19 protein-coding genes are annotated in these 20,908 nt (G+C 40.0%); 1 reads left to right on the plus strand and 18 read right to left on the minus strand.

What is annotated here, in order from left to right; genetic code table 11:
* Positions 1-5: 5 nt before the first annotated feature.
* Positions 6-410, minus strand: a complete 405-nt coding sequence (mce, locus tag H0184_RS06835) for a methylmalonyl-CoA epimerase (RefSeq protein ID WP_221822871.1) — start codon at positions 408-410, stop codon at positions 6-8.
* 161 nt (positions 411-571) lie between these two features.
* Between mce and prli42 the strand changes: the two genes are divergently transcribed.
* Entirely contained in the window at positions 572-667 is a 96-nt protein-coding gene (gene prli42, locus H0184_RS06840) for a stressosome-associated protein Prli42 (RefSeq protein WP_221822874.1), read from the plus strand.
* Between the two features lie 47 nt (positions 668-714).
* Here prli42 and H0184_RS06845 read toward each other — a convergent pair whose 3' ends face one another.
* From H0184_RS06845 to H0184_RS06925, 17 genes are all read right to left on the minus strand, one after another.
* A complete protein-coding gene (locus tag H0184_RS06845) occupies positions 715-1,227 on the minus strand; it encodes a L,D-transpeptidase (protein ID WP_221822876.1) in 513 nt (170 codons plus the stop codon).
* A gap of 23 nt (positions 1,228-1,250) precedes the next feature.
* A complete protein-coding gene (locus tag H0184_RS06850; RefSeq protein ID WP_221822877.1) occupies positions 1,251-2,234 on the minus strand; it encodes an aromatic acid exporter family protein in 984 nt (327 codons plus the stop codon).
* Positions 2,235-2,291: 57 nt separating this feature from the next.
* The gene (locus tag H0184_RS06855) at positions 2,292-3,014 is read right to left on the minus strand and encodes an amino acid ABC transporter ATP-binding protein (RefSeq protein WP_221822878.1); all 723 of its coding nucleotides are present in this window, start codon (positions 3,012-3,014) and stop codon (positions 2,292-2,294) included.
* On the minus strand, positions 3,007-3,666 hold the full coding sequence (locus H0184_RS06860) for an amino acid ABC transporter permease (RefSeq protein WP_221822879.1): 660 nt from the start codon (positions 3,664-3,666) through the stop codon (positions 3,007-3,009). The genes H0184_RS06855 and H0184_RS06860 overlap by 8 nt, the downstream gene beginning before the upstream one ends.
* A gap of 74 nt (positions 3,667-3,740) precedes the next feature.
* The gene (locus H0184_RS06865) at positions 3,741-4,517 is read right to left on the minus strand and encodes a transporter substrate-binding domain-containing protein (protein WP_221822880.1); all 777 of its coding nucleotides are present in this window, start codon (positions 4,515-4,517) and stop codon (positions 3,741-3,743) included.
* 216 nt (positions 4,518-4,733) lie between these two features.
* Complete coding sequence (locus H0184_RS06870) at positions 4,734-5,171, minus strand: BrxA/BrxB family bacilliredoxin (RefSeq protein ID WP_221822881.1); 438 nt, start codon at positions 5,169-5,171, stop codon at positions 4,734-4,736.
* Between the two features lie 110 nt (positions 5,172-5,281).
* On the minus strand, positions 5,282-6,409 hold the full coding sequence (meaB, locus tag H0184_RS06875; RefSeq protein ID WP_221822882.1) for a methylmalonyl Co-A mutase-associated GTPase MeaB: 1,128 nt from the start codon (positions 6,407-6,409) through the stop codon (positions 5,282-5,284).
* Complete coding sequence (gene scpA, locus H0184_RS06880; protein ID WP_221822884.1) at positions 6,410-8,608, minus strand: methylmalonyl-CoA mutase; 2,199 nt, start codon at positions 8,606-8,608, stop codon at positions 6,410-6,412.
* The gene (locus tag H0184_RS06885; RefSeq protein WP_221822886.1) at positions 8,589-10,472 is read right to left on the minus strand and encodes a methylmalonyl-CoA mutase subunit beta; all 1,884 of its coding nucleotides are present in this window, start codon (positions 10,470-10,472) and stop codon (positions 8,589-8,591) included. The genes scpA and H0184_RS06885 overlap by 20 nt, the downstream gene beginning before the upstream one ends.
* 134 nt (positions 10,473-10,606) lie before the next feature.
* A complete protein-coding gene (locus H0184_RS06890) occupies positions 10,607-11,920 on the minus strand; it encodes a dihydrolipoamide acetyltransferase family protein (RefSeq protein WP_221822888.1) in 1,314 nt (437 codons plus the stop codon).
* Positions 11,921-11,935: 15 nt separating this feature from the next.
* Positions 11,936-12,919, minus strand: a complete 984-nt coding sequence (locus H0184_RS06895; protein WP_221822890.1) for an alpha-ketoacid dehydrogenase subunit beta — start codon at positions 12,917-12,919, stop codon at positions 11,936-11,938.
* Between the two features lie 12 nt (positions 12,920-12,931).
* Positions 12,932-13,927 carry a thiamine pyrophosphate-dependent dehydrogenase E1 component subunit alpha gene (locus tag H0184_RS06900; protein WP_221822892.1) on the minus strand — a complete coding sequence of 332 codons (996 nt, stop codon included), beginning with the start codon at positions 13,925-13,927 and terminating at the stop codon, positions 12,932-12,934.
* Between the two features lie 37 nt (positions 13,928-13,964).
* A complete protein-coding gene (gene lpdA / locus H0184_RS06905) occupies positions 13,965-15,386 on the minus strand; it encodes a dihydrolipoyl dehydrogenase (protein ID WP_221822894.1) in 1,422 nt (473 codons plus the stop codon).
* Between the two features lie 19 nt (positions 15,387-15,405).
* Positions 15,406-16,488 (minus strand): butyrate kinase, encoded by a 1,083-nt coding sequence (gene buk / locus H0184_RS06910; RefSeq protein WP_260631486.1) that lies wholly within the window; start codon positions 16,486-16,488, stop codon positions 15,406-15,408.
* A 111-nt stretch (positions 16,489-16,599) separates the two neighbouring features.
* Positions 16,600-17,694 (minus strand): branched-chain amino acid dehydrogenase, encoded by a 1,095-nt coding sequence (gene bcd, locus H0184_RS06915; protein ID WP_221822897.1) that lies wholly within the window; start codon positions 17,692-17,694, stop codon positions 16,600-16,602.
* A 38-nt stretch (positions 17,695-17,732) separates the two neighbouring features.
* Positions 17,733-18,638: a phosphate butyryltransferase gene (gene yqiS, locus H0184_RS06920; protein ID WP_221822898.1), complete on the minus strand. Its 906-nt coding sequence runs from the start codon at positions 18,636-18,638 to the stop codon at positions 17,733-17,735.
* Positions 18,639-18,773: 135 nt separating this feature from the next.
* A complete protein-coding gene (locus tag H0184_RS06925; protein WP_221822899.1) occupies positions 18,774-20,849 on the minus strand; it encodes a sigma-54 interaction domain-containing protein in 2,076 nt (691 codons plus the stop codon).
* Positions 20,850-20,908: the final 59 nt, after the last annotated feature.

Here is a 20,908-nt window from a genome sequence, read left to right on the forward strand (position 1 = left end):
CGCTTTCACCCTTTCTTCTCACATAGCTCGACCAAAACACCCGAGGCTGATTTAGGATGCATAAAAGCAATATGTGCTCCTCCTGCACCAATCCTTGGTTCCTTATCGATCATGGTAATACCCTTTTCATTCATTTCTTGTATTCTCTCTTCAATAGAATCGACACCAAGTGCTACATGGTGGATACCTTCACCACGTTTTTCGATATATTTGGCAATTGTACTATCCTCTGAGGTTGGTTCTAGGAGCTCTAGTTTCGTTTCTCCAGCCTTCAGAAACGCAACTTTAACCTTTTGACTTTTAACCTCCTCAATCCCTAGTAAAGGTAAATTAAGTACCTCTGTATAAAAGGGAAGTGTCATCTCAAGTGATCGAACAGCGATTCCAATGTGGTCCACTTTTTTTATCATGCTTACCCCTCTGTTTTCAAAATTATAATTGTTTCGACAATTATCATATTCGCTAAAAAATTCATAATTCCTTCCCAAATTGAGATGTTGTTCCATTGTTCAAATGGGCTTTTCCCTGTAAAATAGAAATAAAGCTATTTAATATAAAGGGGGAACCCACTTTGAATAAGAAGAGAACAAGAAAAATAATTGTATATTTAATGCTTTTCGCTATGTTAGCCTCAACTCTATTAATTGGGATTGCTCAATTTATTTAATCAAAAAAATAGACAAGGGACTGTTCGATGAACAGTCCCTTTTACCTTTATTGAATCGCACCAAATTCTTTTCCGAGCTCTTCAAATGACTTACTCGTTGAAGTAACTAATATTTTTGTGCCTAATGGAATTAGGGGGTACAAAGAGGAAATTACTTCATTCTGCGTACGGATGCAGCCTTGTGAAACATATCTGCCGATGGAAGCAGGCTGATTGGTTCCATGAATTCCATAAATCCGTCCATCTGTCCCCTCTGCATCAAAGCCAATCCACCTTGATCCAAGTGGATTATTAGGGTCACCTCCGGGAATATCCTTACGGCGATAGTACGGATCTTTAGCTTTTACCGTTATTGTAAATAAACCTTCTGGTGTTAACTCTTTGGTCTTACCTGTACCAATACTCACAACAGTTTGGACCTTATTTTCATCAATTAAGGCTAACTCATTTGTAGACTTATTGACGATAACAAAAGGGTCACCTGGGAGAGGATTTGGACCTAACGGCCAAAGAGGTGAAATAAAAAAAGCAAACAGGATTGGCGATAGTATCTTTATCATGTAATCCACCTGCCATTTTTTCCTTAGTTTGCTTCAATTTTCTTCGGCTTATTCCATTTTGATGTTTTAAAGGAGCTTTTAATGATTAAATATTCATTCATTTCTTTCACTAATTGAAGCAATGCAGCACGTACCTCAAATTCCTCTCGTGTTTTCGGAAGCTCCATTTCCTCAAATTCTTTTTTCATCTCTTTTAATTTTTCTAGATAAATATAAGCAGTATTTCCTGGTTGTATATTTCCAGATAATTCTTTGAGAAACTGTGCAATCATTTTCCCCTGTGGTAACGTCACTGTGAGTGAAGTAACAATTGGTAAAACTCTTTCAATAACCTCAAATTGCTTTTCTCTCATTTTAAAATAATGAAAGTAATCATTTTCATCTCTTAAAAAGTGGTTTTCTACATCTCGGAAGGCGTAGGATTTGGCTTCTTCCAGCAACTTTGCTGTTTCCGTTATTTCTTTTCCAGACCAATCACTTTCCCCTGTTCTTAAGAATTTGACCATCTCACAAAAAATCACTTTAAAATTTTCCTCTAATTTTAATTGGTATTGATTTAATCTATTATCAGCACTTGGCATATAGAGATTAATAATAAGCGCTACTCCAATTCCAATAATAATAACACCAAGCTCATTTAGAAAAAGACCTATAGATAAGTTGTCAGCCATATAGATATGTAAAATTATGACACTGCTCGTAACAATTCCATCATTAGCTTTAAACATGACAACAGTCGGAATAAAGAATAATAGCATAATACCAATTACAATGGGATGGTATGCGATTACTTCAAAAAATAAACTTGAAAATGCCATGGCTAAAACACAAGCCAGAAATCGGTCCCAAGAAGCACGTACCGATTTTCTTTTCGTAACCTTGATACATAAAATGGTTAAGATTCCCGCAGAGGCAAAGTTGTCTAAACCAAACTTCTGTGCAATCAAGATAGAGATAGCTGTTCCTAATGCGGTTTTTATCGTCCGATACCCAATTCGATATTTCATAGCATTCTCCTCAAAATAAAAAAGATGATCATAAAGACCATCTTTAGCTTATCCTTATTAGAGCATTTTTTGCAAGAAATCTTGTGCCCGCTTGCTCTTCGGGTTCGTAAAAAATTCATGAGGTTTGGCGTCTTCTACAAGTACTCCTCCATCTAGGAACAGCACACGGTCAGCCACTTCCCGGGCAAAGCCCATTTCGTGGGTCACAATTGCCATCGTCATCCCTGTATGAGCAAGGGATTTCATTACTTCAAGTACTTCTTTCACCATTTCTGGATCAAGTGCCGACGTAGGTTCATCAAACAGCATAACTTCCGGCTCCATTGCCAGAGCTCTTGCAATTGCCACACGCTGCTTTTGCCCGCCTGATAATCTTGTCGGATATTCGTTTGCTTTTTCTGCTAAACCCACTTTTTCTAACAAATCATAAGCAACCTGTTCTGCTTCAGCTTTTGTCAATCCTTTTACCTTTATCGGTGCATAAGTAAGATTCTGCAATACGGTTTTATGCGGGAATAAATGAAAGTGTTGAAAAACCATTCCAACGTTTTGCCGTACCTTCATGATATTTGTCTTCTTATCAGTAACATCCTGATCACCTACAAATATTCTTCCACTAGTTGGATTTTCTAGGAGGTTCATGCAACGCAGGAAAGTCGACTTTCCTGATCCTGATGGTCCAATAATTGCTACCACTTCACCAGCTTCGATTGTTGTAGATATTCCCTTTAATACTTCGAGTCTTCCATAATTTTTGTGCAAATCCTCTACCTTAATCACTGCGTCTCATTCTCCTTTCAACCGCTTTACCTAGGAAGGTCAAAGCTACGACCATTAAGTAGTAGATCAGCCCCGCAATCAATAATGGCTCGAAGAACGAATAGTTTTCAGCCCCTACTTGATAAGACCTGCGCATAATGTCCATTACTCCAATTGTGGTGACAATCGCAGATTCCTTTGTCAGCGTAATAAATTCGTTCATTAAAGCAGGAAGGATATTTTTAAGAGCTTGCGGCAGAATAATATCCCACATCATTTTTGTGTAAGGTACACCCAGTGCCATTGCAGCTTCCTGCTGGCCTTTGTCAATCGCCTGAATCCCCGCTCTGATAATTTCTGATATGTACGCACCAGAATTTAGAGCAAAGGAAAGAATCGCTGCTGTGTAAGGCTCAATTTGATAACCAAGTAATTGTGGTGAACCATAATAGATTAACATAAGTTGTAAAACTAATGGCGTACCACGAAAAATTGACGTATACGCGTCCGCAAACCAGCCAAGAAATTTGAATTTGCTAATCTTAAACAATGAAAGAATAATACCTAAAGCAAATCCTAAGATACCAGCCAAAATGACAATCTTAAGTGTAACAAGTATTCCCTCTAAAATGTATGGCATTGAAGGAATGAATTGTGCAAAATCTAAGTTCATTCATGTGCCGTCCTCTCTATGTAATGAAATTAGTAAGACGTTCAGAAGACTTTCTGAACGTCTTGGTTGTAGAATTAGTTTTCCCCACCAAACCATTTAACAATCAATTCTTGTAGTTCGCCATTATCTTTCATTTTTTGAAGCTCTTTGTTAAATTTATCTGTTAGTTCGCTATCCTTTGGAAATGCAATCGCTGATCCTGCTTCTTCTGGGTCATCGCTAACTGTGAAGCTTGATAAATCAGCTTCTTTATCAAGGTACCCTTTAGCCACTGTGTCTTCAATAATGACTGCGTCAAAACGGCCGGCTTTCAATTCTTGAATAAGCTCTGGGATACGGTTACGATTTTCTACTTTTATCGCTACAGTTTCATTAATTTCATCTGCTTTACCTTCTTGAATAGAACCTAATTGCACGCCAACTGTTTTACCTTCTAAATCCTCTACTGTTGCAATTCCACTGTCTTTTTTAGAGATAACCATGTGTTGTGCTGTGTAGTAGATATCACTAAAATCAACGTTTTTCTTTCTTTTTTCTGTAGGTGTCATTCCCGCTAATACAAAGTCAGCTTGTCCAGATTTAAGTGACTGAACCAAACCGCCAAAATCCATGTCTTTTACTTCAACTTTATAACCAAGTTTTCCGGCAATTGCCTTTGCTAAATCAACATCAAAACCAATAATTTCATCACTTTTATCTGATTCAATATATTCAAACGGCGCATAATCGGCAGAGGTTGCCATCACTAATGTCTTTTTTTCACCTGCATTAGCATCCTTTGTTTCGCCGCACCCTGCAAGTAATCCTGCTGCTAGAATCATTATTAAGAATAAACCAATTACCTTTTTCATTTGTTTTCCTCCTATAATTTTCTGAAAATTAAAATTTAATTTTAGTATCGCTTTTTACTAACTTAGTAGAGTTAAAGTTTAATATTTATGCAACGTAATGAATTTTAACACAGCCTTAAATAATTATGCAAGTATATTTATAAAAATTATTATTACTTTTTTGAAATACAAAAAGAGCTAATCCCTGTTAAGGAGATTAGCTCTTTTGACTATGATTTATAGTTCTTCGCAGTTTTCTTCAAATTCTTTTTGCAGTCTTGCTACGACTGTTGCTGGATCGTAGCCTTCTATTTGGTGTCTTTCGATCATCGAAATGATTTTTCCGTCTTTCAATAAAGCGAAGGACGGTGAGGAAGGCGGATAACCTGTAAAATAGCTGCGTGCTTTTTCTGTTGCTTCTTTATCCTGTCCGGCAAAAACCGTAACAAGCTGGTCAGGACGTTTATCATAATGAAGGGCATGAGCTGCTGCAGGACGTGCAATACCGCCCGCACAGCCACATACAGAATTGATCATCACTAAGGTTGTACCTTTTTGTTCAAGCGCTCCTTCAACCTCTTCAGGTGTTCTTAGTTCTTTATATCCAGCTGCTGCGATTTCTTTACGTGCTTGTGTCACAACATCATTCATGAAAAAATTGAAATCCATGCTCATACTTTTCACTCCTAATTTATGTCGATATAACTACATGATAACAGTAAAAATGTGTTTCTTTCAAATAAATAGGAACTTTTTTATGAAAAAGACTGTCAATAAATTGACAGTCACAACTTTTGACCTGAAAGGAATGTATTAAAGAGTATATCTACAGCACTTGCTGCCGTTTTCTTTCCGGCCATTACTTCATTTTCTAATTGAGGTAATTTGAGTTTAATTTCGGGATGGTGAAAAAAGCTATAGTGCAGCTGGTCGGTAATGAGAGAATAAATCCAATCACGCTGCTGTCCTTTTCGTCTTTCCGCAAACACTCCTGAGGACTTTCCTTTCTCCTCAAAATCCTTAATAACACCCCAAACCTCTTTAATACCCTCCCCTGTTAAAGAGGAGCACGTATAAGCCTTGGACGCCCATCCCTTAGTGGCAGGCTGAAGAAAGTGAAGGATACGGCTATACTCTTTTCTAGTCTGCTCCGCCTTCTCTTTATTAGAGCCATCTGCTTTATGAACAAGGACGGCATCGGCCAGCTCCATGATTCCTTTTTTCATTCCCTGTAATTCATCACCAGCACCAGTCAGGACGAGAAGCATGAAAAAGTCCACCATGTCTCTTATTATCACTTCGCTTTGACCCACACCCACTGTTTCAATAAGGATCACATTAAATCCAGCAGCTTCGCAAATCAACATCGCTTCTCTCGTTTTTCGATGGACACCACCCAGCTTACCTGCAGTTGGTGATGGGCGGATAAAAGCCCTTGGATTCCGGGACAGTTTCTCCATCCTGGTTTTATCACCAAGAATACTCCCCCCGCTTAAACTTGAGCTTGGATCAATAGCAAGAACAGCGACCGAAAGACCAAGGTCACAAAGAAAGGTACCGAATGCTTCAATAAAGGTACTTTTCCCGGCACCAGGCACACCAGTAATTCCGATTCGAATTGATTTTCCACTGTGAGACTGGAGCTTTTGCAGGAGCTCCTGTGCCTTGTGGAAATGCTGTTCAGCATTACTTTCGACCAAGGTAATGGCACGGGCTAACTGTCCTCTATTCCCTGACAGTACACCGTCAACTAACTCTTCAACAGAAGGGTCCTTTGATTCACGTTTTCGATAAACAATGTTTTTTTCGATGACTATAGACTGGCCTTCCTGCTCTTCCCCTTTTTTGATTAATGTTGAAAATTTCTCAGGTTCATTTGGGTCGCTCCATTCCGGCTTCCTATCCTCAGACATCTATTTTGCCACTTCCTCATAGCCAAGCTGCTTATAAATTTCCTTTATAACCTTTTGGGCTGCAACCGGGATAATCGTTCCAGGACCAAAAATTGCAGCTGCTCCATTATCATATAAAAATTGATAATCCTGAGCTGGAATAACGCCGCCAATCACCATTAATATATCTTCGCGCCCAAGCTTTTTTAACTCCGCAGCGAGCTGTGGCAACAACGTCTTGTGCCCTGCTGCAAGTGAACTCATCCCAATGACATGAACATCATTTTCAACAGCCTGCATGGCCGTTTCCTCTGGAGTCTGAAATAATGGTCCAATATCGACATCAAAGCCAAGATCGGCAAAGGCTGTTGCAATGACCTTAGCCCCGCGGTCATGTCCATCCTGCCCCATTTTGGCGATAAGAATCCTTGGTCGTCTACCTTCATTCTCAAGGAATTCATCTGTCATCTTCTTCACTTCAGAAATTTCCTCTTCGTTTGTAAATGCCTTGCTGTACACTCCGCTAATAGAACGAATCACTGCTTTATGCCTGTTCGCAACCTTCTCAATTGCATCAGAAATCTCACCTAAGGTGGCTCTTACTCTTGCCGCTTGTACAGCTAGCTCTAAGAGATTACTTTCCCCTGTCTCTGCCCCCTTTGTTAATGCGGCTAAAGCTTCTGCTACCTTTCCTTCATCACGGCCAGCCTTTAAACTAGTTAATTTTTCAATTTGCTTTAAACGGACTGCTGTATTATCAATATCTAAGATATCAATTGCTTCTTCTTTTTCAAGCCGGTAACGATTTACACCGATAATGGTTTCTTTACCAGAGTCGATTTGTGCTTGTCTTCTCGCTGCAGCCTCTTCAATTCTCATTTTTGGAAGGCCTGTTTCGATTGCTTTTGCCATTCCGCCGAGATTTTCAATTTCTTCAATATGTTTCCAAGCCCTATTCACCAATTCATCGGTAAGCTTCTCAACATAATAGGAACCTGCCCACGGGTCAATTACTTTGGTAATAGCTGTTTCCTCTTGTAAGAACAACTGGGTATTTCGAGCAATTCGAGCTGAGAAATCTGTTGGTAGTGCAATGGCTTCATCAAGAGCATTTGTATGAAGTGATTGCGTATGTCCCATGGCTGCTGCATGTGCTTCAAGTAAGGTTCGGATTACATTGTTAAATGGATCTTGCTCCGTTAAACTCCAGCCTGAGGTTTGGGAATGCGTTCTAAGTGCCATAGATTTCTCACTTTTTGGGTCAAAGGATTTCATCATTTTGGCCCAAATTAATCGGCCTGCACGCATTTTAGCCACTTCCATGAAATAATTCATGCCTACTGCCCAAAAGAAGGATAGACGTGGTGCAAATTTATCGATGTCGATCCCAGCCATGAGGCCCGTTCGTACATATTCTAAGCCATCAGCTAGAGTGTAAGCTAATTCCAAGTCAGCTGGGGCTCCTGCCTCCTGCATATGATAGCCGGAAATACTGATACTATTAAACTTTGGCATATATTTAGAGGTATACTCGAAAATGTCTGCAATGATTTTCATGGACATCTCAGGTGGATAAATATACGTATTACGAACCATATACTCTTTTAAAATATCATTTTGTATCGTTCCAGACAGCTTATCCTGTGTGACTCCCTGTTCCTCAGCGGTAACAATGAAAAATGCTAGAATTGGCAAAACAGCTCCATTCATTGTCATGGAAACAGACATTTGATCTAGTGGTATACCATCAAAAAGAGTCTTCATATCAAGAACCGAATCAATGGCAACCCCTGCCTTACCAACGTCTCCCACTACCCTTGGATGATCAGAATCATAACCGCGGTGTGTAGCTAAATCAAAGGCAACGGATAAACCTTTCTGCCCCATCGCTAAGTTTCTCCGATAAAAGGCATTACTCTCCTCAGCCGTTGAAAATCCAGCATATTGTCTTAGAGTCCATGGACGATTCACGTACATAGTCGGGTACGGCCCGCGCGTATACGGAGGAAGGCCAGGCAGATCATCTAAATGCTGAATACCTTCCCTGTCTTCGGAGGTATAGAGTGGTTTTAACTGAATCTGTTCATTGGTTTCAAATAGTAGGTCATCAATTGAAGTTTCAATTTCTTTGTCAACTTGATTCTGCCATTGCACCTTTGTGATGAAGTCTTGTTCATCAAATAAATGAATGTTTTGAAAATCAGGCTTTTGTGACTTCATCCAATGCCACCTCCATTGAAGATAAAATTGAAGCAAGAGTTTCATAACAATTGCTTTTTATATGGATAAACTGTTTAATTCCCTCATCCATCCATTGCATATGAACCTGCTTTTCTGGTAATCCTGCTAAATAAAAAATTGCATTAGGAAATTCTTTTTTCAACGACGTTAGAATGCCATGCCCATCTGACTCGTAGTGGTCATTACTTCCACAAATACATAAATATTTTGTGTTTTGATTCTTTATAAATTGTTTTGCCTGCTCCAAGGATGTGATTGTCCCACTTTCGACACCTTTTAAACCTCCAGCAGCGAGAAATCCTTTCATAAAATCAAGTCTAGGTTTATATTGTTTTAGCTCTCCCAGACAAATCATGCCAACCTGTGGTTTAGCACCTGATTTCTTTTCAATTTCTTCACTCATCCTCCGAAGATTTTCATAAGGCTCTGATAGTCTTTTGTTAGGAATAGCCTTAATTTGAATACTCGAAGTAAGCTGACCCAAATAACTGTCTGCAGGTCGCTCATTAGCTGGAGCAGCCGACTCATCAAGATTGGCATATACATTCGTCCCGACAATGCTTTGTTTTCTAAAATAAATATCCTTCTTCCGATTTTCATTTACAGAGGCTATTTCATCTTGTAACCAGCCCGTTTTTAAAACTTCCAGCATACCGCCTTTTGCTTCAATCTGCTGAAAATACTGCCACGCTTTTTCTGCAAGCTCTGCTGTCAGCGCTTCGACGTACCAGGAGCCGCCGGCTGGGTCAACTACATTTTGAAGATGTGCTTCTTCCTTCAGAATGTTTTGCGTGTTCCTCGCAATTCTTTCTGATAACTGTGAACCTCCAGTTTCGTAATCAAAAGGTGTTACATGGAGATATTGAACGCCCCCTAACACAGCTGCAAACGCCTCATTTCCAGCACGAAGTATGTTTACGTGGGAATCATAGACTGTTTTTGTAAACGAAGACGTTTCTGCAGCAATCTGCATTCCTCTGTTTTTAGTGTCAGCTCCATAAACTTGAGTAATTTTATCCCATAGGATTCGTGCTGCACGCAATTTGGCCAGTTCCATAAAGAAATTACTGCCTATTGAAAATTGAAAAATCATTTTGGTTAGAACATCATCAAGCTTCATACCATTATCAAGAAGAAGCTGTAGATAAAAGGTTCCGGCTGCGGCTGCAATTCCCAGCTCTTGTACCGCATTGGCACCGCCTTGATGGCAGGTGGTTGTATTTATTAATACAGTCCGTAAGTTTGGCAGTTTTAGATTTGCGAGCTTTATATCTTCTATCCAACCCTTGAATAGATCTTCTTCGATGAATCCTCCCTCTGCAAACAAAGCTAAAGGGTCACTGCCAACATATCCACTTACTTGATTGGCGCTAGTCTCATTTTCTGCTAATACTGCTAGCAATGCCGAGTGCATGGCTCTTCCATTAATGGCAAACGGGAATGCAGCAGGTAAATCACCAAGTACTCCATTTAATGTTTCCTTTGATTCAAAAAGAGCTTCAGTAACTTCAAACGAAAGAGCGGTTTGTCCTTTTTCAACGCCCTTATGGAGCTTTTCCTTTAATTCCTCCACAGAATGATAGCTAATACGCTGTGCTGTCTTCCAATCATTTGTTACATACCCTAAAGGATTACTACCTCTACGAAAATCCGAACCTCCCGGAAAGTCTGGAGCTTTCTGATCATCTTCCCGAGAATAAAGCGGTTGCAAAACGATGTTTTCATATGTACTACTATTTAAAGACTCAACACTCTTGCCTTTTAAAGATTCCTCTGCTTTTACTTTCCAATCTTCTTTTGTCTTTAAAGAAAATTCTTGATTTTGCAATTCCTCAACACTCATTTGTTTCCCCCCTATCTAAAATAAAAATAACAAAATATTCTTTAAATTACTTAATACCTCTATTTTAGGACACAAATACAATACAAGCAATAAAAAAACCGCAGCCGATCAAATACCGGGAGCGGTTATTTTCATTAATAAATAGAAGTTGTTGATTTGGAGGTATTTTCAAGAATTTCTTTAACCCGTTGTAAAAACCTGCCGCAAACCAGCCCATCTAAAACTCTGTGGTCAAGTGACATACATAGATTTACCATGTCTCGAACCGCAATCATTCCGTTGTTCATAACAACAGGGCGCTTGACGATTGATTCTACTTGCAGAATTGCTGCCTGCGGGTAGTTGATAATTCCCATCGATTGTACTGATCCAAATGAGCCGGTGTTATTAACCGTAAATGTCCCACCCTGCATATCTTCTGAGCGAAGCTTTCCAGTTCTAACTTTTACAGCAAGTTCAGAAATTTCACGGGCAATTCCTTTAATCGTTTTCTCATCAGCCTGCTTTATGACTGGTACATACAGCGCGTCATCGGTTGCTACCGCAATTGAGATATTGATGTCTTTCTTCTGGATAATCTTATCACCAGCCCACATTGAATTGATTTGTGGGAAATCCTTCAACGCTTGTGCAACTGCCTTTACGAAGAATGCAAAGAAGGTCAAATTGAAACCTTCCTTTTTCTTAAACTCATCCTTTAAGGAATTACGGTATTCCACAAGATTTGTTGCATCTACTTCAATCATCGTCCATGCATGCGGTGCTTCGTGCTTACTGCGGAGCATGTTTGCAGCAATTGCTTTACGTATTCCTGTTACCGGTATTTCAATGTCACCTGCTGCCACAGGGATACTTGGAGCAGGGACAGATTGCTTCGGAGCCGAGGATGGCTGAGCAGAAACAGATGATACTGTTTCCTGTACAACTGCAGATTGAGCGTCTTGCTGCTTCGGTGCTTCCACCTTTGCTCCTGCTGTTGGAATATTCCCTGATTCAATCAATTTCAATAAATCTTTCCTTGTTATACGACCGCCTGAACCGGTGCCTGTCACCTGTGTTAAATCAATTCCATTCTCTTGCGAAATCTTTAATACAGCAGGCGAATAACGGGCTTTGTTTCCTTGATCCTTTTGCTCGGAAACAGCAGCAATCGTGGCAGCTTCAGGTTTTTGTTCACTGCCTATTGCTGCTTCATCATTTCCAACACCTTCGATTTCGATGGTACAAATGATTTCTCCGACCGCAAGTGTGTCTCCGTCTTCCGCAACCAACTCTTTAATGGTACCTGTGAAGGAGGAAGGCACTTCTGCATTTACTTTATCTGTCATGACTTCTGCTAGTGGGTCATATTTGTTAACTTTATCTCCGACAGAAACAAGCCACTTTGAGATTGTTCCTTCGGTTACACTTTCCCCTAGCTGCGGCATTTTAATTTGTTCAATAACCAAGTTTCCAACCTCCTATTAATATTCAGCAAGCTCACGCATTGCTTTTTCAACTTTTTCAGGGTTAACCATAAAGAATTTCTCCATCGTCGGTGCATATGGCATCGCTGGGACATCTGGTCCTGCCAGGCGCATAATCGGAGCATCTAATTCAAATAAGCAATTTTCAGCGATGATGGCGGAAACTTCACTTATTATACTTCCTTCTTTATTATCTTCAGTTATTAGCAATACCTTACCAGTTTTAGAAGCAGCTTCAATAATTGCTTCTTTATCTAAAGGATAAACCGTTCTTAAATCAAGAATATGTGCTGAGATTCCATCCTTGGCTAATTTTTCAGCAGCCTGCAGGGCAAAATGAACACAAAGACCGTAGGTAATAATGGTTATATCTTCGCCTTCACGCTTCACATCTGCCTTTCCAATCGGCAATGTGTAATCATCCGCTGGTACTTCCCCTTTGATTAAGCGATATGCACGCTTATGCTCAAAGAATAGCACTGGATCATTATCACGAATAGCCGCTTTTAATAGCCCCTTCACATCGTACGGAGTTGAAGGCATAACAATCTTTAATCCCGGTGTATTCGCAAATACTGCTTCAACGGATTGGGAATGATAAAGTGCCCCGTGAACTCCGCCGCCATATGGTGCCCGGATAACCATCGGGCAGCTCCAATCGTTATTTGAACGATAACGAATCTTTGCTGCTTCTGAAATAATTTGGTTGACTGCAGGCATAATAAAATCAGCAAATTGCATTTCAGCAATCGGTCTCATTCCGTACATTGCAGCCCCAATTCCTACCCCGGCAATCGCGGACTCTGCAAGCGGTGTATCAATGACACGTTCTTCACCAAATTGTTCATATAAACCTTGTGTTGCCTTAAAAACCCCGCCTTTTACTCCAACGTCTTCCCCCAGAACAAAAACCTTTGGGTCTCTTTCCATTTCTTCCCGGATGGCCATCGTGACCGCATCAATATAAGAAATTACTGCCATGTTATATCCCCCTTACCTATCACCATAAACATATTTCAGCGCGTGCTCAGGTGCTGCATACGGTGCATTCTCAGCATAATCAGTAGCTTCATTCACTTGCTTCATCACACGATCGTTGATTTCCTTTTCCAATTCATCATTCATGACGCCTGTTTCTTTTAAATAGGCACCAAAAGTAATGATTGGATCCTTCGTTTTCGCTTTAGCTACTTCATCAGGAGCGCGGTAAGAACGGTCATCATCATCAGAAGAGTGTGGTGTCAGACGGTATGAAATAGTTTCAATTAACGAAGGTCCCTCGCCGCGGCGTCCGCGGTCAGCTGCTTCCTTCACTACTTTATACACTTCTAATGGATCGTTTCCATCAACAGTAAAGCCCGGCATACCGTAACCAATTGCACGGTCCGATACCTTTTCACATCCCAATTGTTTCTCAATAGGGACAGATATCGCATATTTATTATTTTCACACATGAAAATGACAGGCAGTTTATGGACTCCAGCAAAGTTAGCTCCTTCATGGAAATCTCCTTGGTTTGATGACCCTTCACCAAAGGTTACGAAGGTCACGAGGTCCTTCTTTTCCATTTTCCCAGCTAATGCTACACCAACAGCATGCGGAACCTGAGTTGTTACAGGAGAAGAACCTGTTACAATACGATTACTCTTTTGTCCGAAGTGTCCAGGCATTTGCCTGCCCCCAGAGTTTGGGTCCTCTGCTTTAGCAAATCCAGATAGCATAAGTTCCTTTGGTGTCATTCCAAAAGTTAAAACTACACCCATATCGCGATAATAAGGAAGAACATAATCCTTCTCCTTATCGAGTGCATATGCTGCTCCTACTTGAGCAGCTTCTTGTCCTTGACAGGAAATAACAAATGGAATTTTTCCAGCACGATTTAATAACCACATCCGCTCATCAATCCGGCGGGCTAAAAGCATAGTTTCATACATTTCCATAACCTTTTCATCACTTAAACCTAAAGCATGATGACGATTTTCAGCCATTTATTTTTACCTCCCGTTTGTCGCATTTAAAAAATTCTTATGAATGGATTGCTCTTCCATCTACTGCAAGCGCAGCTTCCCCTATAGCTTCTGATAGCGTTGGATGTGGATGAATCGTATGAGCAATCTCCCACGGTGTTGCATCCAATACCATTGCCAAACCTGCTTCTGTAATCATATCTGTAACATGAGGACCAATCATATGCACCCCTAGAATATCATTCGTTTCCTCATCAGCAACAATTTTGACAAAACCATCGGATTCTCCAAATACAAGAGCCTTCCCGATCGCCCGGAAGGAAAATTTACCCACTTTTACTTTATGACCCTTTTCTTTTGCCTGTTCTTCTGTTATTCCCACACTCGATACCTCTGGATTACTATAAATACATCTAGAAACTAAGTCATAATTAAGTGCAGATGGATCTTTCCTGGCAATATGCTCGACAGCAATAATTCCTTCATGGGAGGCTACATGTGCAAGCTGCAGGCCGCCAATTACATCACCAATTGCGTAAATATGAGATTCCTTAGTTTGATAAAATTCATTTGTAACAATAAAACCTTTTTCAACTTGTATTTCTGTATTTTCCAAGCCAATTCCTTCAACATTTGCTTGTCGGCCAACAGAAACAAGAAGTTTTTCTGCCTTAAATTCTTTCAGCCCTGCTTTTACTTCCGCAGAAATGGTAACTCCATCACCTTTTTCTAGTGTTTCTGGCAGAACCTTAGCTCCTGTTACCAGTTTAATACCTTTTTTCTTCATTAAGCGCTGCATTTCCTTAGAAATCTCTTTATCCTCTGTTGGGATAATAGTGTCTGCATACTCAATGACGGTGACATCGACTCCAAAATCAGATAACATTGAAGCCCACTCAATTCCAATGACACCCCCGCCAACAATAATGATAGAAGCAGGTAATGTTTCAAGTTCCAATGCCTCATCAGAGGTGATAACATACTCTCCATCAATATCTAGTCCCGGAAGGGTTCTAGGTCTTGAACCAGTTGCAACCACAACGTTTTTGGGAATGAGCATTTCATTTTCCTCACCATTATTCATTTCAACTGAAATGGTTCCTGGCATTGGCGAAAAAATTGACGGTCCTAAAATCCTGCCTAAACCTTCATAGACATCAATTTTCCCCTGTTTCATGAGATGTTGAACACCTTTATGAAGTTGATCAATTATTTTATTTTTTCTTTCCTGAACTTTGACAAAGTTAAAAGATACTTCACTTGTAATGACACCAAAATCTTCACTGTGCTTAGCTGTCGCATAGACCTCAGCACTTCTTAGAAGTGCTTTACTAGGTATACAACCTTTATGAAGGCATGTTCCGCCAAGCTTTCCTTTTTCAACGATCGCTGTTTTCAAACCCAGCTGAGAGGCGCGAATAGCAGCTACATAACCGCCAGTACCACCGCCTAGAATGACTAAATCATATTCTTGTGACACTATTTTTCCTCCCCCAAAATTAGAGTTTTGCTGTTTTGAACGTACCAGGATATTCTTTTACTTTTTCTTCTCCACGTAATACCCGGAGTGCACCTTCTGCCAATGCTTGCAGTTCATTTTCACCTGGATGGACTAAACAATCAGCTATCCAATTTATCCGTTCAATTATGGATTTCACAAATCCCTTACCATAAGCAAGACCGCCAGTTAACACGATAGCATCAACTTTTCCTGCTAAAACAGCACTTGCTGCCCCTATTTCCTTAGCAACCTGATAGGCCATCGCTTCATATACCAGTGCTGCCTGTTCATCACCCGCGGCGATCCGCCTTTCGACTTCAACTGCATCGTTTGTTCCCAAGTAGCCAACAAGACCGCCTTGACCTACAAGCTTTTTCATTATTTCATCGCGGTAGTATTGACCAGAGTAACAAAGCGCAACTAAATCACCAGCAGGTACGCTTCCTGCACGTTCAGGGCTGAAAGGACCATCACCATGGAGGCCATTATTTACATCCACAACTTTTCCCTGCTTATGTACACCAACTGTAATCCCGCCGCCCATATGGGTGACAATAAGATTTAATTCCGTATATTCCTTCCCTAATTCTTTTGCAACTCTTCGTGCAACCGCCTTTTGATTTAAGGCATGAAAAATACTAACTCTCTCAATTAAAGAAAAACCGGAAATTCTTGCAATTGGTTCTAGTTCATCCACTACTACGGGATCGACTATGAAGGAAGGAATATTTAAGCCTGAAGCTATTTCATGTGCAATGATCCCGCCTAAATTCGAAGCATGCTGTCCAGCCAAACCAGTCCGCAAATCCTCCAGCATGGTTTCATTAACGGCATAGGTTCCACCTTCAATGGGACGAAGCAAGCCGCCGCGGCCGCATACAGCATCCAGTTTTGATATATTAATCCCTTCATGATCAAGTGTTTCCAAGATGGTATTCTTTCTAAATTCATATTGATCAATAATTGCATCAAACCTATTAATCATATCTGAATCATGGCGGATTGTTTTTTCTAAAATGGAAATATCATTATCGAAGACCCCGATCTTAGTTGAAGTGGAACCTGGATTGATGATGAGCATTCGATATTTATTAATAGGCACCGTATTTAACCTCCATCTTTTTACATTTCATACCTATTAAAGGGAAAAGACGCTGAACTACTCATTCAGCGCTTTTTCCTAACAAATTTTTTAACGTCGGCTTAAGATATGATGGCCATTTTGAAGGAATTGACTGCGAGAATTACGCATTCTTTCGATTCTTTCCTCAGCCATACGATCTGCTGCCACGTAAGTCGGAATACCGTCACGTTTCGAAATAGCAATTACCTTTTCAATGCTTGCATATATTTGATCAACCTTTTTCATTGCTCTCTCATGGTTATATCCGTAAAGTTCATCCGCCACGTTAATTACGCCGCCAGCATTTATTACATAATCAGGTGCATACACGATACCCATTTCATGGATAATGTCACCGTGACGAGTATCTTTTAATTGATTATTAGCAGAACCTGCAATTACCTTCGCCTTAAGCTGGGGAATTGTATCATCATTGATTGTTGCACCTAATGCACAAGGGGCATAAATGTCACATTCAACGCCATATATTTCATTTGGATCTACTGCTCGTGCACCAAAATCCGCAACTGCCCGGGCAACAGCTTCTTTATTAATATCAGTAACAATTAATTGTGCACCCTCTTTATGCAAGTATTCACAAAGAGTATAAGCTACATTCCCAACACCTTGAATCGCAACTACTTTCCCTTCAAGGGAATCCGTGCCGAATGCTTCCTTTGCAGCTGCTTTCATTCCAACGTACACACCGTAAGCCGTTACAGGTGATGGATTACCTGAAGAACCAAATGCTGGGGAGATGCCAGTCACATAATCTGTTTCCTCATGAATTAAATCCATATCTGCAACCGTTGTTCCTACATCCTCTGCTGTAATATATCTTCCATTTAATCCTTGAATATAGCGTCCAAAAGCACGGAATAACTCCTCATTCTTATCCTTACGCGGGTCACCAATGATAACCGTTTTACCGCCGCCAAGATTTAAACCGGCTGCTGCGTTTTTATATGTCATACCTTTTGCTAAACGTAAAGCATCAATGATTGCTGCTTCCTCTGATTCATAAGTCCACATACGAGTGCCGCCTAATGCTGGCCCTAATGTTGTATCGTGTATAGCAATAATAGCTTTTAATCCAGATTGTTTATCCTGGCAAAATACCACTTGCTCATAATCATATTGTTCTAAGTACTTGAAAATTTCCATGTTTACATCCTCCTCTAATATGAAAGCTAGATAAAAATCTATTTAGTTACAGAGCAGATGGCGAGTGCGAGTGAGTATAATTTACTTTCCGCCGAATCAGCCCTAGAGGTTAATACAATTGGAGCCTTTGCTCCTGAAATAACAGCTCCTACCTTTGCTTTTGCAAAGTAAATTAATGACTTATATAAGACATTTCCAACTTCAATAGTAGGAACTAATAATATATCAGCTTTTCCCGCTACTTCACTATGAATCCCTTTGTGTTCAGCAGCTATTGCAGATACGGCATTATCTAATGCTAATGGTCCATCCACAATACAATCTGTGATTTGTCCTCGTTTATTCATAACACTTAATGCAGCGGCATCAATAGTCGCTTGCATGGCTGGATTCACTACTTCAACGGCCGCTATTGGAGCAACCTTGGGATATTCTATTCCAATTGCCCTTGCCAGTGTTGCTGCATTTTTAATTATTTGAACCTTCTGTTCTAAATCAGGGGCAATATTCATTCCAGCGTCAGTAACAATAGTAAATCGATTGAAATCCGGAACCTCAAAGACTGCTGTATGCGAAAGGACATTTCCTGTCCTAAGACCGTACTGTTTATTTAAAACTGCTTTTAAAAGGATACTCGTTGGGATATTCCCTTTCATTAGTACAGTTGCTTCTTTATTGGATACAGCCCTGACTGCCAGCTCAGCAGCCAGTATGTTTGACTCAGCATGAATAACAGTAAGCGTTCTATTTACGTTTTTAATCTCATAATAAACACTTAGAATAGTTTCAATTTTTTCTTTATCGCCAAATAAAATAAAGTTGGCTAGATTACGGTTTAACGCCTCAATAACTGCCTTAATGACTTCTTCATCTTCTGCCGCCGCAACAGCTACCGTATTCCCTTCAAGTTGGGTTGCTTTGTTTATCAGTGATTCAAGCAACAAGTTGTCATCAACCCTTTCTTTTCTACAGCTGCAACTCCATATATGTACCATGCAATATTTGTGCCAAATTGATTTTTTACTGAAAACGCTTTAATTCTCGTTACAACTCCTGCAATTTACTTCATACTGTGAAAATTATTGCATGCTATTATTTTCAATTTTGTACTTTTCAAGTTTATAATAAAGATTTCTCACCGATAGACCAAGCGCTTTTGCAGTTGCCGTTTTATTTCCATTCAAACGTTGAAGTGTTTGCTGAATTATTTCAGTTTCATACTCTTCAACCATATCGGTTAGGGAACGATTTTGTTGAACGGGTTCATTAACATCAGTTATTAGTGGTTCACTTCCCGCTTTTTTAGGCCTCAGTTCCGGGAGGTGATGGACATTAATGAATGTTTCATAATAATTCATAAAAATCATCGCTCTGCCAAGAATATTCTCTAGTTCCCTTACATTTCCCGGCCAATCATAATTTATTAATTTGAGAATTGCTGCTTGGGTAACGCCCTCCACATTTCTTCCATAGTCTCGATTAATTTTCTGAATAATTCTTTCACACAATATCGGAATCTCTTGTTTACGATTCCGTAGCGGGGGTATATGTATTGGCATACGATTTAAACGATAGTATAAGTCTTCCCTAAATGAACCTTTTGCAATTCCTTTTTCAAGATTCACATGTGTCGCCGCTATGATTCGAACATTTATCGGAACAGGCTTTGTACCACCTACACGCATAATTTCGTTTTCTTGAAGCACTCTTAATAGTTTTGCCTGTGTATTTGCTGAAAGTTCACCAATTTCATCCAAGAAAATACTACCGTTATTTGCCTCTTCAAAAAATCCTCGTTTCCCTCCCCTTTTTGCCCCTGAAAACGCCCCCTCTTCGTAGCCAAATAGTTCACTTTCTAGAAGAGACTCAGAAATAGCAGCACAATTCACACGGATAAATTTGTTATATTTTCGATCACTAGCATTATGTATAGCATGAGCAAACAATTCTTTTCCTGTGCCAGATTCACCTCGTAACAGAACTGTCGCAGGTGTTTTTGCTCCCAGCTTTGCCTGTTCAATGGCAAGCGTCATTTCCTCGGAGCTGCCGATTATATCCTCAAATGTATATTTCGCTTCAAGTGTACGGATGATTTGCCTGGCACGGGTTAATTCCCTATTTAAGTTTTTTATCTCTGACATGTCATGAATAACACCCACACTGCCTTTTAATATCCCTTTTACAATAATCGGTGCTACATTAACGATAACTTCTCGTTTATTAGCACCTACTCGCATTGGGACCCCGCGGACTGCTCTTCTTGTTTGGAGTACTTTCATATGCATACTTTCACCTTCAGATATATCAGCAGTCGCAGGATGTCCGATAACCTGTTCCTGTGTAAGACCTGTAAGACGCGTATATGCTGGATTAATGAGAATACCCCTGCCATTTTCATCAACTACTGAGATGGCATCGTCACTAGACTGGATAATAGCTTGCAGCATTGTTTGTATTTCTTTTAAATCGGTTATCTTTTCTGCAAGATTCACCACTTCTGTGATATCTTTAAAAACGGCAAATGCTCCTATTAAGGTTCCGTTCTCTTCAATGATAGGAATACGTGTGGTAATAATCTTCCGACCGTTTCCCAAGATCATTTCTTGGTTCGTCTCTGTCCTTCTAGTTTCAAGAATTAAAGGCAGCCTGCTTTCAGGTATAACCTCCATCACATATTTCCCAAGGGCTTGCTCACGTTTAACATTCGTCATTTCTTCGGCCCGGTTATTGAATAATATAACAAAGCCCTGGGCATCGATCACCAGCATCCCATCATTGGCGGCATTAAAGATTAACTCTTGTTGATAAGAGGCATTTTGGTGTTTAACAATTAATTCTTCTTTCTCTTCAAGGAGCCTTACAAGAAGAAAGGCTACACTGCCAGGTATCAGGACTGTTTTCTTGTTTTTGGCATTTCTTAATTCTTGAAATACCTTTTCACTTCCAGTTACCTCAATGATAATATCGATGTTTTCATTTAAAAAAGGCTTCCAGTCTGTACCAGTTTTTAGTCCCTCATTTTGTGCAATCATAATCCCTGGTGCATCCAAGTTTCTGTCAATCACGACCTGAACTTTTAAAACTTCCGTTTCATTGAGTAATTTAAGGATCGCTGTACCGCCCTTTCCGGCCCCAACAATCATAACATTTTGCATTTTTTCGCCCCTTTATTATATTTGAAAAAAAGAAAACTTTTTCACACCAACATAATCGA

The sequence above is a fragment of the Neobacillus niacini genome, assembly GCF_019749295.1.
Taxonomy (GTDB): Bacteria; Bacillota; Bacilli; order Bacillales; family Cytobacillaceae; genus Neobacillus; species Neobacillus niacini_D.

What these genes read in the sequence shown, in the direction of transcription:
- mce (WP_221822871.1), bottom strand. Translation starts at nt 410, where the DNA reads ATGATAAAAAAAGTGGACCACATTGGAATCGCTGTTCGATCACTTGAG.
- H0184_RS06845 (WP_221822876.1), bottom strand. Translation starts at nt 1,227, where the DNA reads ATGATAAAGATACTATCGCCAATCCTGTTTGCTTTTTTTATTTCACCT.
- H0184_RS06850 (WP_221822877.1), bottom strand. Translation starts at nt 2,234, where the DNA reads ATGAAATATCGAATTGGGTATCGGACGATAAAAACCGCATTAGGAACA.
- H0184_RS06860 (WP_221822879.1), bottom strand. Translation starts at nt 3,666, where the DNA reads ATGAACTTAGATTTTGCACAATTCATTCCTTCAATGCCATACATTTTA.
- H0184_RS06865 (WP_221822880.1), bottom strand. Translation starts at nt 4,517, where the DNA reads ATGAAAAAGGTAATTGGTTTATTCTTAATAATGATTCTAGCAGCAGGA.
- H0184_RS06870 (WP_221822881.1), bottom strand. Translation starts at nt 5,171, where the DNA reads ATGAGCATGGATTTCAATTTTTTCATGAATGATGTTGTGACACAAGCA.
- meaB (WP_221822882.1), bottom strand. Translation starts at nt 6,409, where the DNA reads ATGTCTGAGGATAGGAAGCCGGAATGGAGCGACCCAAATGAACCTGAG.
- scpA (WP_221822884.1), bottom strand. Translation starts at nt 8,608, where the DNA reads ATGAAGTCACAAAAGCCTGATTTTCAAAACATTCATTTATTTGATGAA.
- H0184_RS06885 (WP_221822886.1), bottom strand. Translation starts at nt 10,472, where the DNA reads ATGAGTGTTGAGGAATTGCAAAATCAAGAATTTTCTTTAAAGACAAAA.
- H0184_RS06895 (WP_221822890.1), bottom strand. Translation starts at nt 12,919, where the DNA reads ATGGCAGTAATTTCTTATATTGATGCGGTCACGATGGCCATCCGGGAA.
- H0184_RS06900 (WP_221822892.1), bottom strand. Translation starts at nt 13,927, where the DNA reads ATGGCTGAAAATCGTCATCATGCTTTAGGTTTAAGTGATGAAAAGGTT.
- buk (WP_260631486.1), bottom strand. Translation starts at nt 16,488, where the DNA reads ATGCTCATCATCAATCCAGGTTCCACTTCAACTAAGATCGGGGTCTTC.
- bcd (WP_221822897.1), bottom strand. Translation starts at nt 17,694, where the DNA reads ATGGAAATTTTCAAGTACTTAGAACAATATGATTATGAGCAAGTGGTA.
- H0184_RS06925 (WP_221822899.1), bottom strand. Translation starts at nt 20,849, where the DNA reads ATGCAAAATGTTATGATTGTTGGGGCCGGAAAGGGCGGTACAGCGATC.